Below are 16,358 nucleotides of genomic sequence, written 5' to 3' on the forward strand. Positions count from 1 at the left end.
TAACGACATGGGACTCGAAGAAAAGCTGCCGAGCGGCTTCCTGCTGACCACCGTCGAGCAGGCCGCGGGCTGGGTGCGCAAGGCGTCCGTCTTCCCGGCCACCTTCGGCCTGGCGTGCTGCGCCATCGAGATGATGACCACCGGCGCCGGCCGCTACGACCTGGCGCGCTTCGGCATGGAGGTCTTCCGCGGTTCGCCCCGCCAGGCGGACCTGATGATCGTCGCGGGCCGGGTCAGCCAGAAGATGGCGCCGGTGCTGCGGCAGGTCTACGACCAGATGCCGAACCCCAAGTGGGTGATCTCCATGGGGGTCTGCGCCTCCTCGGGCGGCATGTTCAACAACTACGCGATCGTCCAGGGCGTCGACCACATCGTCCCGGTCGACATCTATCTCCCCGGCTGCCCGCCGCGGCCCGAGATGCTGATGGACGCCATCCTCAAGCTGCACCACAAGATCCAGAACTCCAAGCTCGGCGTGAACGCCGAGGAAGCGGCTCGCGAGGCGGAGGAAGCGGCGCTCAAGGCCCTGCCCACGATCGAGATGAAGGGGCTGCTGCGGTGAGCGACGCGAACGGCACCGGCGCGAACGGGGTGAACCCCGAGAAGGACCTAGGCGCCTCCAACCTCCCCGGCCAGCGAGGCGAGGGCGGCGAGGAGATCCGCGTCCAGCGCGGCATGTTCGGCGCCAACAACGGCGGCGACACCTCCGGCTACGGCGGACTGGTCCGCTCGGTCCGTCTCCCGGGACCGGCGGCCCGCCCCTACGGCGGCTGGTTCGACGAGGTCGCCGACGAACTGGAGGGCGCCCTGGAGGAACAGGGACTGCTCCCCGACAACGCCATCGAGAAGACGGTCGTCGACCGCGGCGAACTCACCTTCCACATCGAGCGCGAGCACCTGCTGCGCGTCGCCCGCACCCTGCGCGACGACCCGGCCCTGCGCTTCGAGCTGTGCACCGGCGTCAGCGGCGTCCACTACCTCCACGACAAGGGACGCGAGCTGCACGCCGTCTACCACCTGCGCTCGATCACCCACAACCGGCTGATCCGCCTCGAGGTCAGCGCCCCGGACGCCGACCCGCACATCCCGTCCCTGGTCTCCGTGTACCCGACCAACGACTGGCACGAGCGCGAGACCTACGACTTCTTCGGGATCGTCTTCGACGGTCACCCGGCCCTGACCCGGATCATGATGCCGGACGACTGGCAGGGCCATCCGCAGCGCAAGGACTACCCCCTCGGCGGCATCCCCGTCGAGTACAAGGGCGCCCAGATCCCGGCTCCGGACCAGCGGAGGTCGTACTCGTGAGCACTTCGCACGCTTCTCCTCGCGAGACCACGGAAGGCACCGTATATACGGTCACCGGAGGCGACTGGGACGAGGTCGTCCAGTCCGCCGCCCGCGCCGACGACGAGCGCATCGTCGTCAACATGGGCCCCCAGCATCCCTCCACCCACGGAGTGCTGCGCCTGATCCTGGAGATCGACGGAGAGACGGTCACCGAGGCCCGCTGCGGCATCGGCTACCTCCACACCGGCATCGAGAAGAACCTCGAGTTCCGCACGTGGACGCAGGGCACCACGTTCGTGACGCGCATGGACTACCTGACGTCCTTCTTCAACGAGACCGCCTACTGTCTCGCCGTCGAGAAGCTCCTCGGCATCGAGGACCAGATCACCGAGCGCGCCAAGATCATCCGGGTGCTCCTGATGGAGCTGAACCGGCTCTCCTCGCACCTGGTGTGCATCGCCACCGGCGGCATGGAGCTCGGCGCCACCACGATCATGATCTACGGATTCCGTGATCGTGAAATGATTCTCGACATCTACGAGCTCATCACGGGCCTGCGCATGAACCACGCGTACATCCGGCCCGGCGGACTCGCCCAGGACCTGCCGCCCGGCGCGGTGGACCACATCCGCGAGTTCGTGAAGAAGATGAGGAAGAACCTCCCGGAGTACGACAAGCTCGCCACCGGGAACCCCATCTTCAAGGCTCGTATGCAGGACGTCGGCTACCTCGACCTGGCCGGTTGCATGGCCCTCGGCGCGACGGGACCGATCCTGCGCTCCACCGGCCTGCCGCACGACCTGCGCAAGGCACAGCCCTACTGCGACTACGAGACCTACGACTTCGAGATCCCGACCGCCGACACCTGCGACTCCTACGGGCGCTTCCTGATCCGCCTGGAGGAGATGCGCCAGTCGCTGGGGATCATCGAGCAGTGCCTGGACCGGCTGCAGCCCGGCCCGGTCATGGTCGCCGACAAGAAGATCGCCTGGCCCGCCCAGCTCGCCCTGGGACCGGACGGGCTCGGCAACTCCCTCGACCACATCAAGAAGATCATGGGCACCTCCATGGAGGCCCTGATCCACCACTTCAAGCTGGTCACCGAGGGCTTCCGCGTCCCGCCGGGACAGACGTACGCGGCCGTCGAGTCACCCAAGGGCGAACTCGGGGTGCACGCCGTGTCCGACGGCGGCACCCGCCCCTTCCGGGTCCACTTCCGCGACCCGTCCTTCACCAACCTGCAGGCCATGGCGGCGATGTGCGAGGGCGGCCAGGTCGCCGACGTCATCGTCGCCGTCGCGTCCATCGACCCCGTGATGGGAGGCGTCGACCGGTGACCACCAGTTCTTCCGAGCGGGGCGTCAGCCTGGGCATGCCCGAACTGCCTGCGCCCGCCTACCCGGACGACGTCCGAGCCCGGCTGGAGACGGACGCGCGCGAGATCATCGCCCGCTACCCGGACTCCCGCTCGGCCCTGCTGCCGTTGCTGCACCTCGTGCAGTCGGAGGAGGGCCATGTCACGCGCACCGGGATGCGGTTCTGCGCGGACGTACTGGACCTGACCACGGCCGAGGTCACCGCCGTCGCGACCTTCTACACGATGTACCGGCGCAAGCCGAGCGGTGACTACCAGGTGGGCGTCTGCACGAACACCCTGTGTGCGGTGATGGGCGGCGACGCGATCTTCGAGGAGCTCCAGGAGCACCTCGGCGTCGGCAACGGCGAGACCACCGAGGACGGCAAGGTCACCCTGGAGCACATCGAGTGCAACGCGGCCTGCGACTTCGCGCCGGTGGTGATGGTCAACTGGGAGTTCTTCGACAACCAGTCCCCGGCCAGCGCCAAGCGCCTCGTCGACGACCTGCGCGCGGGACGGGAGGTCGAGCCCACGCGCGGGGCGCGCCTGTGCACCTTCAAGGAGACCGCGCGGATCCTGGCCGGCTTCCCCGACGAGCGGCCAGGGGCCGTCGAGGCGAGCGGCAGTGCGGGACCGGCGTCGCTGGTGGGCCTCCGCCTGGCAAAGGGAGAGACCGCACCCGCGCGCGTGGTCCATCCACGGGACGGCGGACCGCACGACGAGCAGGACAGGGCCGTGCACGAGCCCTCTCCGACCGAGCACCTCAGCTCACACGACGCGCCACAGGACACGTCGGCCTCCGACCCAGCCCACCCGGCAGGGCCTGCCGCCGAGGAGGGGGAGTGATGACCTTGGCACCCGAACTCAAAGACACCAGCCCCGAGAAGCTGCTCGCACCCGTGCTGTCGGCCTTCTGGGACGAGGACAAGTCGTGGACGCTGGACGTCTACCGAAGGCACGAGGGCTACGAGGGGCTCCGCAAGGCGCTCGCCATGTCGCCGGACGACCTGATCGCGTACGTCAAGGACTCCGGGCTGCGCGGCCGCGGTGGCGCGGGATTCCCGACGGGAATGAAATGGCAGTTCATTCCCCAGGGTGATGGAAAGCCACACTATCTAGTTGTCAACGCCGACGAATCGGAGCCGGGGACCTGTAAGGACATCCCGCTCCTCTTCGCGAACCCGCACAGCCTCATCGAGGGCATTGTCATCGCGTGTTATGCCATCAGGTCGTCGCATGCCTTCATCTATCTGCGTGGTGAAGTCGTCCCCGTTCTGCGGCGGTTGCACGAGGCCGTGCGCGAGGCCTACGCGGCGGGCTACCTCGGCGAGAACATCCTGGGCAGCGGGCTGAACCTCGACCTCACCGTGCACGCCGGCGCCGGCGCGTACATCTGCGGTGAGGAGACCGCACTGCTCGACTCGCTCGAAGGCCGCCGTGGTCAACCGCGGCTCCGTCCCCCTTTCCCTGCGGTGGCGGGCCTCTATGCGTGCCCGACTGTTGTGAACAACGTCGAGTCGATCGCGTCGGTTCCCGCGATTCTGCATCGGGGCAAAGAATGGTTCCGGTCGATGGGCAGCGAGAAGTCCCCGGGCTTCACGCTCTACTCGCTCAGCGGCCATGTCGCGAGCCCCGGCCAGTACGAGGCCCCGCTCGGCATCACGCTCCGCCAGCTGCTCGAGATGAGCGGCGGCATGCGGCCGGGGCACCGGCTGAAGTTCTGGACGCCGGGCGGCTCCTCCACGCCGATGTTCACCGACGAGCACCTCGACGTGCCCCTCGACTACGAGGGCGTGGGCGCCGCCGGCTCGATGCTCGGCACCAAGGCCCTGCAGTGCTTCGACGAGACGACCTGCGTCGTCCGCGCCGTCACCCGCTGGACCGAGTTCTACGCCCACGAGTCCTGCGGCAAGTGCACACCGTGCCGTGAAGGCACCTACTGGCTCGTGCAGTTGCTGCGCGACATCGAGGCCGGCAAGGGCGTCATGTCCGACCTCGACAAGCTGAACGACATCGCCGACAACATCAACGGCAAGTCCTTCTGCGCCCTCGGCGACGGCGCCGCCTCGCCGATCTTCTCCTCGCTCAAGTACTTCCGCGAGGAGTACGAGCAGCACATCACCGGCCGGGGCTGCCCCTTCGACCCGGCGAAGTCGACGGCCTGGGCCGACCGCCCGGAGGTGAACGCATGACCGTGACCACCAACGCTCCCGCGGGAGGGGGAGAGGCGGCGGTCCCGCCGGAAGATCTCGTGACGCTGACCATCGACGGCGCCGAGATCAGCGTGCCCAAGGGCACCCTGGTCATCCGGGCCGCCGAACAGCTCGGCATCGAGATCCCCCGCTTCTGCGACCACCCTCTCCTCGACCCGGCCGGCGCCTGCCGCCAGTGCATCGTCGAAGTCGAGGGTCAGCGCAAGCCGATGGCGTCCTGCACCATCACGTGCACCGACGGCATGGTCGTCAAGACGCACCTCACCTCGCCGGTCGCCGAGAAGGCCCAGCACGGGGTGATGGAGCTGCTGCTCATCAACCACCCGCTGGACTGCCCGGTCTGCGACAAGGGCGGCGAGTGCCCGCTGCAGAACCAGGCCATGTCGCACGGCCAGGCCGAGTCCCGCTTCGAGGGGAAGAAGCGGACGTTCGAGAAGCCCGTCCCGATCTCCACTCAGGTGCTGCTCGACCGTGAGCGGTGCGTGCTGTGCGCCCGGTGCACCCGCTTCTCCAACCAGGTCGCGGGCGACCCGATGATCGAGCTGCTGGAACGCGGCGCGCTGCAGCAGGTCGGCACCGGAGAGGGCGACCCCTTCGAGTCGTACTTCTCCGGGAACACCATCCAGATCTGCCCGGTGGGTGCGCTGACCTCGGCTGCGTACCGATTCCGCTCCCGCCCCTTCGACCTGGTCTCCTCGCCGTCGGTCTGCGAGCACTGCTCCGGCGGCTGCGCGACCCGCACCGACCACCGGCGCGGCAAGGTCATGCGGCGGCTCGCGGCCAACGACCCCGAGGTCAACGAGGAGTGGATCTGCGACAAGGGCCGCTTCGCGTTCCGGTACGCGCAGCAGCGCGACCGGCTCCAGACGCCGCTGGTGCGCAACGCCGAGGGCGACCTCGAACCGGCCTCCTGGCCGGAGGCGCTGCAGATCGCGGCCCAGGGTCTGCTCGCCTCGCGCGGCCGCACCGGCGTCCTCACCGGCGGCCGCCTCACCGTCGAGGACGCCTACGCGTACAGCAAGTTCGCGCGCGTGGCGCTCGACACGAACGACATCGACTTCCGCGCGCGCGTGCACAGCAGCGAGGAAGCCGACTTCCTGGCGTCCCGGATCGCCGGGCACGGCCGTGACCTGGACGGTACGGGTGTCACGTACACCTCCCTGGAGAAGGCGCCGGCCGTCCTGCTGGTCGGGTTCGAGGCCGAGGAGGAGGCCCCCGGCGTCTTCCTGAGGCTGCGCAAGGCCTGGCGCAAGCACGGGCAGAAGGTGTTCTCGCTGGCCACGCACACCACGCGCGGCCTGGAGAAGGCGGGCGGCATCCTGCTTCCCGCGGCCCCCGGTACCGAGACCGAATGGCTGGACGCGCTCGCGAGCGGGGTCGGCCTGGACGGCGACGGTGCTACGGCCGCCGAGGCGCTGCGCGGCGAGGGCGCGGTCATCGTCGTCGGCGAGCGGCTGGCCGCCGTCGCGGGCGGCCTCACCGCCGCCGTACGGGCCGCCTCCGCCACCGGCGCCCAGCTGGTGTGGATCCCGCGGCGCGCCGGGGAGCGCGGCGCCGTCGAGGCGGGCGCGCTGCCGTCGCTGCTGCCCGGCGGACGCCCGGCGACCGACCCACGCGCGCGTGAGGAGGTTGCCGCGGCCTGGGGGCTCGCCGAACTCCCGCACCGCTACGGCCGTGACACCAGCCAGATCGTCGAGGCCGCGGCCAACGGCGAGCTGCAGGCCCTGCTGGTCGCGGGCGTCGAGGTCGCCGACCTGCCCGACCCGGCACGCGCACGTGAAGCACTTCACGAGGCCGGGTTCGTGGTGTCGCTGGAGCTGCGGCCCAGCGAGGTCAGCGAGCACGCCAGCGTCGTCCTGCCGGTCGCCGCGGTCGCCGAGAAGCCGGGCACCTTCCTCAACTGGGAAGGCCGCGTGCGTTTCTTCGAGGCCGCGCTCAAGCCCGACCAGATGACCCGGCGTCTCGCGCCGACCGACGCGCGCGTGCTGCAGATGCTGGCCGACGCCATGGACGTCCACCTGGGCCTGCCGGATCTGCGCACCATCCGCGCGGAGATCGACCGGCTCGGCCCCTGGGACGGCCCGCGGGCCGGCGGATCCCTGGAGAGCGCGGGCGTGCTGCCGCGGCCGGCGGCCGGAGAGGCCGTCCTCGCCGGGCACCGTCTCCTGCTCGACCTCGGCGTCCTCCAGCAGGGCGACGAGGCGCTGGCCGGAACCCGGCACGCGGCCCACGCGCGCGTGTCGCCCGCGACGGCCGCCGAGGCGGGCGTCAAGGACGGCGACGTCCTCGCCGTGACGGGTCCCGCCGGAACGACCGGACTGCCCCTGCGGATCACGGAGATGCCCGACCGGGTGGTCTGGCTTCCGCTCAACTCCGTCGGCAGCGGCGTCGCCTCCGACACCGGGGCGCTGCCCGGCGCCCTCGTCCGCATCGGCCCGGCGACGTCCGTCGGCGAGGCCCCGAAGGAGGTGGAGGCATGAGCCCGTACCTCGCCGCTGAAGACCTCTCGATGTTCGGCCGTGACCCCTGGTGGCTGGTCGTCATCAAGGCCGTCTTCTGCTTCGCCTTCCTGATGGTGACCGTGCTGTTCTCCATCGTCTGGGAGCGCAAGGTCGTCGCCTGGATGCAGCTGCGCATCGGCCCCAACCGGCACGGCCCCTGGGGCATGCTCCAGTCGCTCGCCGACGGCATCAAGCTGATGCTCAAGGAAGACGTCATCGTCAAACGCGCGGACAAGGTGGTCTACGTCCTCGCGCCGATCGTCGCGGCCATCCCGGCCTTCATGGCGATCGCGGTGATCCCCTTCGGCCCGGCCGACAACGAGATCTCGATCTTCGGCCACCGCACCACGATGCAGCTCACCGACCTGCCGATCGCGATGCTCTACATCCTCGCGGTCGCCTCGGTCGGCATCTACGGCATCGTGCTCGCGGGCTGGAGTTCCGGATCCACCTACCCGCTGCTCGGCGGCCTGCGCTCCTGCGCGCAGATGATCTCCTACGAGATCGCCATGGGCGCCGCCTTCGCCTCGGTGTTCCTCTACTCGGGCTCGATGTCGACCTCGACGATCGTCGAACAGCAGCACGACCGCTGGTACATCCTGCTGCTGCCGGTCTCCTTCATCCTCTACATCGTCACCATGGTCGGCGAGACCAACCGCGCCCCCTTCGACATGCCGGAGTCCGAGGGCGACCTGGTCGGCGGCTTCAACACCGAGTACTCGTCGATCAAGTTCGCGATGTTCATGCTCGCCGAGTACGTCAACATGGTGACCGTCTCGGCCGTGTCGACCACGCTCTTCCTCGGCGGCTGGCGCGCCCCCTGGCCGATCAGCACCTTCTGGGAGGGTGCCAACCACGGCTGGTGGCCGCTGCTCTGGTTCGTGATCAAGGTGCAGCTGCTGCTGTTCTTCTTCATCTGGCTGCGCGGCACGCTCCCGCGGGTCCGCTACGACCAGCTGATGAAGCTCGGCTGGAAGGTCCTCATCCCCGTGTCCGTGGTCTGGCTGATGCTGGTCGCGACCGTGCGGGCACTGAGGAACGAGAACTACGACTTCGCCGACATCGCCCTCTACATCGTCGGCGGCGTCCTCGCCCTGCTGCTCCTGTCCTTCGTCGTCGACATGTTCCGCGAGAAGGCCAAGGAGAGCGAACAGCCCGCCGCGCAACCCGCCGGATTCGACCCCATGGCGGGCGGATTCCCTGTACCGCCACTGCCCGGACAGGAGCTTCCGCCGGTTCCCAGGCGCAGCCCGCGCCGGGAGCGGGAGCTCATTGTCAGTGGTGGGTCGGATACTGCCAGTGACGGATCTACGGATGGAAAGGAGGCGTCCGATGGCTGAGGAGCCGAAGGAGACCAAGCCCGGTTTCATGAACCCCGTCGCCGGCTTCGGCGTGACCTTCAAGGCCATGTTCAAGAAGCGGCTGACCGAGCAGTACCCGGAGCAGAAGAAGACCACCGCTCCGCGCTTCCACGGACGGCACCAGCTCAACCGCCATCCGGACGGCCTGGAGAAGTGCGTCGGCTGCGAGCTGTGCGCCTGGGCCTGCCCCGCCGACGCCATCTACGTGGAGGGCGCCGACAACACGGACGAGGAGCGCTACTCGCCCGGCGAGCGGTACGGGCGCGTGTACCAGATCAACTACGCCCGCTGCATCCTGTGCGGCCTGTGCATCGAGGCGTGCCCCACGCGCGCGCTCACGATGACCAACGAGTTCGAACTGGCCGACTCCAGCCGCGCCAACCTCATCTACACCAAGGAGCAGCTGCTCGCCGGCCTGGAAGAGGGCATGGTCGACTCCCCGCACGCGATCTACCCGGGGACCGACGAACAGGACTACTACCGGGGCCTGGTGACCGAGGCCGCGCCGGGCACGGTGCAGCAGGTGGCGCTCTCCAAGGGCGAGGTCCCGCAGGAGGCCGCCTCCACCTTCGGCGAGGAAGAGCCCGCGTCGGAGAAGGTGATCGGCCGATGAGCCCGCTGCAACTCGCCGCCTACTCCACCTCCACCGGAGAGGCCTTCCAGTTCTGGGTCCTCGGCACCGTCGCCGTGATCGGTGCCCTGTCCACCGTCTTCATGAGGAAGGCCGTGCACAGCGCCCTCTCCCTCGCCGGCACCATGATCATCCTGGCGGTCTTCTATCTCGCCAACGGCGCCTACTTCCTGGGGATCGTGCAGATCGTCGTCTACACCGGCGCGATCATGATGCTGTTCCTGTTCGTTGTGATGCTCGTCGGCGTGACGGCCGCGGACTCGCTGAAGGAGACCATCAAGGGCCAGCGCTGGCTGGCCCTACTGTGCGGCCTCGGCTTCGGCATCCTGCTGCTCGCCGGGATCGGCAACGCCTCCCTCAAGCAGTTCGACGGCCTGGCCGAGGCCAACGCGAACGGCAATGTGCAGGGCCTCGCCGCCCTGATCTTCACCAAGTACGTCTTCGCCTTCGAAATCACCGGCGCCCTGCTGATCACGGCCGCCGTCGGCGCCATGGTGCTCACCCACCGCGAGCGCACCGAGCGCGCCAAGACCCAGCGCGAGCTGTCCGAAGAGCGCGTGCGCGAGGGCAAGCACGTGCCGCCGCTGCCGGCCCCCGGTGTTTACGCCCGGCACAACGCGGTCGACATCGCGGGTCTGCTCCCCGACGGCACCCCGTCGGAGCTCACGGTCAGCAAGACGCTGCGCGATCGCGGCCAGATCCGTGACGTGTCCGCCGAGGCGCTCAACGACCTGCGGGCGCTGGAGCAGCGCGCGCAGGAGCGCCTGGAGCGCACCGAGATCGAACCGGCCACCTTCAAGCGGGAGGAGGCGTCGAAGTGAACCCGGTCAACTACCTGTATCTCTCGGCCCTGTTGTTCACGATCGGTGCCACCGGCGTGCTGATCAGGCGCAACGCCATCGTGGTGTTCATGTGCATCGAGCTGATGCTGAACGCCTGCAACCTCGCGTTCGTCACCTTCTCCCGGATGCACGGCAACCTCGACGGCCAGGTCATCGCGTTCTTCACGATGGTCGTCGCCGCCGCGGAGGTCGTGGTCGGGCTCGCGATCATCGTGTCCCTGTTCCGTTCCCGCCACTCGGCCTCGGTCGACGACGCCAGCCTGATGAAGCTCTGAGGGGTCGCTGAATCGTGGAGAACCTGATTGCGCTGCTGGTGGCGGCGCCACTGCTCGGAGCGGCCGTACTGCTGTGCGGCGGCCGGCGGCTCGATGCCGTCGGCCACTGGATCGGCGTCCTGCTGTCTACCCTCTCCTTCGTGTTCGCCGTGATCCTCTTCGCCGACCTGCTCGGCAAGAACGCCGAACACCGCACCCTGATGCAGCACCTGTGGACGTGGATCCCCGTCGAGAGCTTCCAGGCGGACGTCACCTTCCGCCTCGACCAGCTCTCGATGACGTTCGTCCTGCTGATCACCGGCGTCGGCTCGCTGATCCACCTGTACTCGGTCGGGTACATGGAGCACGACGAGCGCCGCCGCCGCTTCTTCGGCTATCTGAACCTGTTCCTCGCGGCGATGCTGCTCCTGGTCATCGCCGACAACTACCTGCTGCTGTACGTCGGCTGGGAGGGCGTCGGTCTCGCCTCGTACCTCCTCATCGGCTTCTGGCAGCACAAGCCCAGCGCGGCGACGGCGGCGAAGAAGGCCTTCCTGGTCAACCGCGTCGGCGACATGGGCCTGTCCATCGCGATCATGCTGATGTTCACGACGTTCGGCACCTTCGCCTTCGGACCGGTCTTCAGCCACGCGGGAGACGCCTCGGAGGGCAAGCTCACCGCCATCGCCCTGATGCTCCTGCTCGCCGCCTGCGGCAAGTCCGCCCAGGTGCCGCTGCAGTCCTGGCTCGGGGACGCGATGGAGGGCCCGACCCCGGTCTCGGCCCTCATCCACGCCGCGACGATGGTGACCGCGGGCGTCTACCTGATCGTCCGCTCGGCGGCGATCTTCAACGGCGCGCCGGACGCGCAGACGGCGGTGGTCGTGGTCGGAGCGGTCACGCTCCTGTTCGGTGCGATCGTCGGTTGCGCCAAGGACGACATCAAGAAGGCGCTGGCCGGCTCGACCATGTCCCAGATCGGCTACATGGTGCTGGCGGCGGGCCTCGGCCCCATCGGCTACGTCTTCGCGATCATGCACCTGGTGACGCACGGCTTCTTCAAGGCCGGGCTCTTCCTCGGCGCCGGTTCGGTCATGCACGGCATGAACGACGAGGTCGACATGCGCAAGTACGGCGGCCTGAGGAAGTACATGCCGATCACCTTCATCACCTTCGGCCTCGGCTACCTCGCCATCATCGGCTTCCCGGGCCTGTCCGGCTTCTTCTCCAAGGACAAGATCATCGAGGCTGCCTTCGCCGAGGGCGGCGCCGAGGGCTGGATCCTGGGCACCTGCGCCCTGGTGGGCGCGGCCATCACCGCCTTCTACATGACGCGCGTGATGCTGATGACGTTCTTCGGAGAGGAGCGCTGGAAGAACCAGCCCACCCGCTCCCCGGAGGCGCCGAGCGCGGAGCCCGCCGCCGAGCACCACGGCGAGCACGCCGAGCCGCACCCGCACGAGTCCCCGAAGGTCATGACGATCCCGATGATCGTGCTGGCTTTCGGCTCGGTCTTCGCCGGCGGGTTCTTCAGCATCGGCGACCGCTTCCTGCACTGGCTGGAGCCCGTCACCGGCCACAGCGAGGGCGACTCCCCGCTCAGCGCCGGGGCCGTCACCGGCGCGACGATGGTCTGCCTGATCATCGGTGTCGGCATCGCGTACGCCATGTACGGCCGCCGCCCGGTGCCGTCCCTCGCCCCGCGGGGGTCGCTGCTCACCCGGGCCGCGCGGCGCGACCTGCTGCAGGACGACTTCAACCACGTCGTCCTGGTCCGCGGCGGCGAGCACCTCACCCGCTCCCTGGTGTACGTCGACCACACCCTGGTCGACGGCGTCGTCAACGGCACGGCGGCCTCGGTCGGGGGCCTGTCCGGACGCATGCGCAGGCTGCAGAACGGCTTCGCGCGCTCCTACGCGGTCTCGATGTTCGGCGGCGCGGCGATCATCGTCGCCGCGACCCTGCTGATGAGGGCGGTCTGATACCGATGTCCTTTCCTCTGCTGACAGCGACGGCGGTGCTCCCGGCGATCGGCGCGATTGCCACAGCCGCCGTACCGGCCCCGCGGCGCACCGCCGCCAAGTGGCTGGCGCTGACCGTCTCGCTCGCCACCCTCGCCCTGGCCATCACCGTCCTGGTCCGCTTCGACCCGGACGGCGGCCGCTACCAGCTCACCGAATCCCACGCCTGGATCAAGGACTTCGGGGTCCGCTACGAACTCGGCGTGGACGGCATCGCGGTGGCGCTGATCGCGCTGACCGCCCTGCTGATCCCGTTCATCATCCTCGCGGGCTGGCACGACGCCGACCCGCTGGAGACCGGAAGCCGTCGCTGGCGTCCCACACAGGGTTTCTTCGCCCTGATCCTGGGCGTCGAGGCGATGGTGATCATCTCCTTCGAGGCCACCGACGTCTTCCTCTTCTACATCTTCTTCGAAGCCATGCTCATCCCGATGTACTTCCTCATCGGCGGCTTCGGGGACCGTGCCCACGAGCACGGCGAGGAGGCGGCGTCCACGCAACGGTCGTACGCGGCCGTGAAGTTCCTCCTCTACAACCTGGTCGGCGGCCTCATCATGCTGGCCGCGGTCATCGGCCTCTACGTGGTCGCCGGGAACTTCAGCCTCCAGGAGATCGCCCAGGCCCGCGCGAACGGCTCGCTCCACATGGCGACCAGCACCGAACGCTGGCTGTTCCTCGGCTTCTTCTTCGCCTTCGCGGTGAAGGCGCCACTGTGGCCGCTGCACACCTGGCTGCCCAACGCCATGCAGGAGTCCACCGCCCCGGTCGCCGTCCTCATCACGGCGGTCGTCGACAAGGTGGGCACCTTCGCGATGCTCCGCTTCTGCCTCCAGCTCTTTCCGGAGGCCAGCAAGTGGGCGACGCCCGTGATCCTCGTCCTGGCGCTCATCAGCATCGTCTACGGAGCGCTGCTCGCGGTCGGCCAGCGGGACATCAAGCGTCTGGTGGCGTACGCGTCCATCTCGCACTTCGGCTTCATCATCATGGGCATCTTCGCGATGACCAGCCAGGGCCAGTCCGGCGCGACGCTCTACATGGTCAACCACGGGATCTCCACGGCCGCGTGGATGCTGCTGGCCGGGTTCCTGATCTCCCGGCGCGGCTCGCGGCTCATCGCCGACTACGGCGGCGTGCAGAAGGTCGCCCCCGTGCTCGCCGGCACGTTCCTGATCGGCACGCTGGCCACGCTCTCCCTGCCGGGACTCGCGCCCTTCGTGAGCGAGTTCCTCGTCCTGGTCGGCACGTTCACGCGCTACCCGGCGATCGGCATCATCGGCACCTTCGGCATCGTCCTCGCCGCGCTGTACGCCCTCGTCCTCTACCAGCGGACGATGACGGGCCCGGTGAAACCGGAGGTCTCCGCCATGCCCGACCTCAGAGCCCGTGAGCTGGTGGTCGTCGCTCCGCTGATCGTTCTGCTGATCTTCCTGGGCGTCTACCCGAAGCCGGTGACGGACATCGTCAACCCGGCCGTGAAGTCGACCCTGTCCGACGTACACAAGAAGGACCCCAAGCCCGAGGTGGAGGCGGTGGCCAAGTGAGCGCAGCAGCCGTCCACAGCCTGTGGACAACGGCGGCCACGGCGGCCGAACCGATCTCGAAGATCAACGCGCCGAAGATCGAGTACGGGCAGTTGTCGCCCACCCTGATCGTCGTGGGCGCAGCGATCATCGGGGTACTGATCGAGGCGTTCGTGCCGCGCAGGTCGCGTTACTACGCCCAGGTGTTCGTCTCCGCCGTCGCGCTCGTCGCCGCCTTCGCGGCGGTCGTGGCGCTCGCGGCCGACGGATACGGCACCACCAAGGCGCACATCGCGGCGATGGGCGCGATCGCGGTCGACGGGCCGTCCCTGTTCCTGCAGGGCACGATCCTGCTGGCCGGCCTGGTCGGCCTGTTCACCTTCGCCGAGCGGCGCCTGGACCCGGCGGCACACGGCAACCGGGTCGACTCCTTCGCCGCGCAGGCCGCGTCCGTGCCGGGCAGCGACAGCGAGAAGGCGGCCGTGAAGGCCGGGTTCACCACCACCGAGGTGTTCCCGCTGCTGCTGTTCGCGGTCTCCGGAATGCTGGTCTTCCCCTCGGCCAACGACCTGCTGACCCTCTTCGTGGCCCTGGAGGTCTTCTCCCTCCCGCTCTACCTGCTGTGCGCCCTGGCCCGCCGCAAGCGGCTCATGTCGCAGGAGGCCGCGGTCAAGTACTTCCTGCTGGGCGCCTTCGCCTCGGCGTTCACGCTGTTCGGCATCGCGCTGCTGTACGGGTACGCGGGCTCGGTGTCGTACGGGACCATCGCGCGGGTCGTCGACGGCACGGTCACCAACGTCGACCCGGCGCTCGCGGACACCATGGGCAACGACGCGCTGCTGCTGGTCGGCGGCGCGATGATCGTCATGGGTCTGCTGTTCAAGGTGGGCGCGGTCCCGTTCCACATGTGGACGCCGGACGTCTACCAGGGCGCCCCGACCCCGGTGACCGGGTTCATGGCGGCGGCGACGAAGGTGGCGGCCTTCGGCGCGCTGCTGCGCCTGCTGTACGTCGTCCTGCCGGGCCTGCGCTGGGACTGGCGGCCGGTCATGTGGGCCGTAGCGATCGTCACCATGCTGGGCGGCGCGATCGTCGCGATCACCCAGACGGACATCAAGCGGCTGCTGGCGTACTCGTCGATCGCGCACGCGGGATTCATCCTCGCGGGTGTCATCGCGACCTCGAAGGACGGCGTCTCCTCCGTCCTGTTCTACCTGGCCGCGTACTCCTTCGTGACGATCGGCGCCTTCGCCGTCGTCACCCTGGTGCGCGACGCGGGCGGCGAGGCAACCCATCTGTCCAAGTGGGCCGGACTCGGCCGCCGTTCACCGCTGGTGGCGGCCGTGTTCGCAGTGTTCCTGCTGGCCTTCGCCGGCATCCCGCTGACCTCCGGCTTCGCCGGGAAGTTCGCCGTGTTCAAGGCGGCGGCGGAGGGCGGGGCGGCCCCGCTGGTCGTGATCGGTGTGATCTCGTCCGCCATCGCTGCCTTCTTCTACATCCGCGTGATCGTGCTGATGTTCTTCAGCGAGCCCAGGCCCGGAGGCCCCACGGTCGCCGTGCCGTCCCCGCTGACGATGACCGCCATCGGGCTCGGTGTGGTGGTCACGCTGGTCCTCGGTGTCGCACCGCAGTACTTCCTGGACCTGGCGAGCCAGGCGGGAGTGTTCGTGCGCTGACCCGCGACGGGCGTGCACAAGGCCCCGGTTCCCCCGTGTGGTGGGGCCGGGGCCTTGTGCGTATGCGCCTGATCAGGTGGTCGCGCAGGTCACGTCGGGGTTGTACGCCGAGAAGAGCCCGTTGTGGTTGGGCTGGTAGATCCACGCGTGGAGGGTGTAGTAACCGGCGACCGGGTTCTTCTGGAAGGTATGGCCGAACAGCGTCGGTGTGGCCTGTCCCGTGTCCTTGACGATCCACTCCACCGCGACCAGCTTGCGGTTGGCGCCGACCTCGTCCGTGTCCACGAAGTCGTAGTCGTCGGCGACCTTGTCCGCGTAAACCAGAGCCGCGGGTTTCGCCGGATCGAGTGAGCCGATGTTCGCCTTATTGACGTAGTGGTAGCCCACGCCTCCCGCGGTGGTGGCGTAGCACCCGCCCATCGGGACGAAGTCACTGTCCTTCGCGAGGCCCTCGTAGGCGTACTGGGCCGTCGCGTTGTACGTGTCGACGAGATCGGTCCAGACGGAGGGGTCGGTGTCGGCCTGGGCGGGCACGGCGGCCAGCGAGAAGGCAGCGGCCAGCGCCACGGTGATGGCGGCCTTGACGGGCCGAGGGGACATCGCGGTGCTCCTTGGGCTCGGGGATGGGCGGGCCACCCCCGTCCCGCCCGAGCAGCATGTCCCGGCCGCCGGGAGCACGCCATGCGACGGGA

The 16,358-nt window shown here is 68.9% G+C and carries 14 protein-coding genes; 13 read left to right on the forward strand and 1 reads right to left on the reverse strand.

Annotation, left to right across the window (positions count from 1 at the left end):
- Positions 1-7 precede the first annotated feature (7 nt).
- From ABZZ74_RS32625 to nuoN, 13 genes are read left to right on the forward strand one after another with little or no spacing between them, the layout of a single operon-like run.
- Positions 8-562, forward strand: a complete 555-nt coding sequence (locus ABZZ74_RS32625; protein WP_055635348.1) for an NADH-quinone oxidoreductase subunit B — start codon at positions 8-10, stop codon at positions 560-562.
- Entirely contained in the window at positions 559-1,308 is a 750-nt protein-coding gene (locus ABZZ74_RS32630; RefSeq protein WP_356771101.1) for an NADH-quinone oxidoreductase subunit C, read from the forward strand. Before ABZZ74_RS32625 ends, ABZZ74_RS32630 begins: the two co-directional genes overlap by 4 nt.
- Positions 1,305-2,627 (forward strand): NADH-quinone oxidoreductase subunit D, encoded by a 1,323-nt coding sequence (locus tag ABZZ74_RS32635; RefSeq protein ID WP_356771103.1) that lies wholly within the window; start codon positions 1,305-1,307, stop codon positions 2,625-2,627. Before ABZZ74_RS32630 ends, ABZZ74_RS32635 begins: the two co-directional genes overlap by 4 nt.
- The gene (gene nuoE / locus ABZZ74_RS32640; protein WP_356771105.1) at positions 2,624-3,493 is read left to right on the forward strand and encodes an NADH-quinone oxidoreductase subunit NuoE; all 870 of its coding nucleotides are present in this window, start codon (positions 2,624-2,626) and stop codon (positions 3,491-3,493) included. The genes ABZZ74_RS32635 and nuoE overlap by 4 nt, the downstream gene beginning before the upstream one ends.
- Positions 3,490-4,839, forward strand: a complete 1,350-nt coding sequence (gene nuoF, locus ABZZ74_RS32645; protein ID WP_356771107.1) for an NADH-quinone oxidoreductase subunit NuoF — start codon at positions 3,490-3,492, stop codon at positions 4,837-4,839. The genes nuoE and nuoF overlap by 4 nt, the downstream gene beginning before the upstream one ends.
- Positions 4,836-7,340, forward strand: a complete 2,505-nt coding sequence (locus tag ABZZ74_RS32650; protein ID WP_356771109.1) for an NADH-quinone oxidoreductase subunit G — start codon at positions 4,836-4,838, stop codon at positions 7,338-7,340. Before nuoF ends, ABZZ74_RS32650 begins: the two co-directional genes overlap by 4 nt.
- Positions 7,337-8,701, forward strand: coding sequence for an NADH-quinone oxidoreductase subunit NuoH (gene nuoH, locus ABZZ74_RS32655; RefSeq protein ID WP_356771111.1), 1,365 nt, complete (start codon positions 7,337-7,339; stop codon positions 8,699-8,701). Before ABZZ74_RS32650 ends, nuoH begins: the two co-directional genes overlap by 4 nt.
- Entirely contained in the window at positions 8,694-9,335 is a 642-nt protein-coding gene (nuoI, locus tag ABZZ74_RS32660; RefSeq protein ID WP_356771113.1) for an NADH-quinone oxidoreductase subunit NuoI, read from the forward strand. Before nuoH ends, nuoI begins: the two co-directional genes overlap by 8 nt.
- The gene (locus ABZZ74_RS32665) at positions 9,332-10,174 is read left to right on the forward strand and encodes an NADH-quinone oxidoreductase subunit J (RefSeq protein ID WP_356771115.1); all 843 of its coding nucleotides are present in this window, start codon (positions 9,332-9,334) and stop codon (positions 10,172-10,174) included. Before nuoI ends, ABZZ74_RS32665 begins: the two co-directional genes overlap by 4 nt.
- Positions 10,171-10,470, forward strand: a complete 300-nt coding sequence (nuoK, locus tag ABZZ74_RS32670; RefSeq protein WP_016437642.1) for an NADH-quinone oxidoreductase subunit NuoK — start codon at positions 10,171-10,173, stop codon at positions 10,468-10,470. Before ABZZ74_RS32665 ends, nuoK begins: the two co-directional genes overlap by 4 nt.
- A 14-nt stretch (positions 10,471-10,484) precedes the next feature.
- Entirely contained in the window at positions 10,485-12,431 is a 1,947-nt protein-coding gene (nuoL, locus tag ABZZ74_RS32675) for an NADH-quinone oxidoreductase subunit L (RefSeq protein WP_356771118.1), read from the forward strand.
- Between the two features lie 5 nt (positions 12,432-12,436).
- Positions 12,437-14,011, forward strand: coding sequence for an NADH-quinone oxidoreductase subunit M (locus ABZZ74_RS32680; RefSeq protein WP_356771120.1), 1,575 nt, complete (start codon positions 12,437-12,439; stop codon positions 14,009-14,011).
- Positions 14,008-15,666: an NADH-quinone oxidoreductase subunit NuoN gene (nuoN, locus tag ABZZ74_RS32685; protein ID WP_356771122.1), complete on the forward strand. Its 1,659-nt coding sequence runs from the start codon at positions 14,008-14,010 to the stop codon at positions 15,664-15,666. The genes ABZZ74_RS32680 and nuoN overlap by 4 nt, the downstream gene beginning before the upstream one ends.
- 72 nt (positions 15,667-15,738) lie before the next feature.
- Here nuoN and ABZZ74_RS32690 read toward each other — a convergent pair whose 3' ends face one another.
- Complete coding sequence (locus tag ABZZ74_RS32690; protein ID WP_356771124.1) at positions 15,739-16,266, reverse strand: hypothetical protein; 528 nt, start codon at positions 16,264-16,266, stop codon at positions 15,739-15,741.
- Positions 16,267-16,358 lie beyond the last annotated feature (92 nt).

The organism is Streptomyces sp. NPDC006476 (assembly GCF_040612015.1).
In the GTDB taxonomy this organism is placed as follows: Bacteria; Actinomycetota; Actinomycetes; order Streptomycetales; family Streptomycetaceae; genus Streptomyces; species Streptomyces griseorubiginosus_B.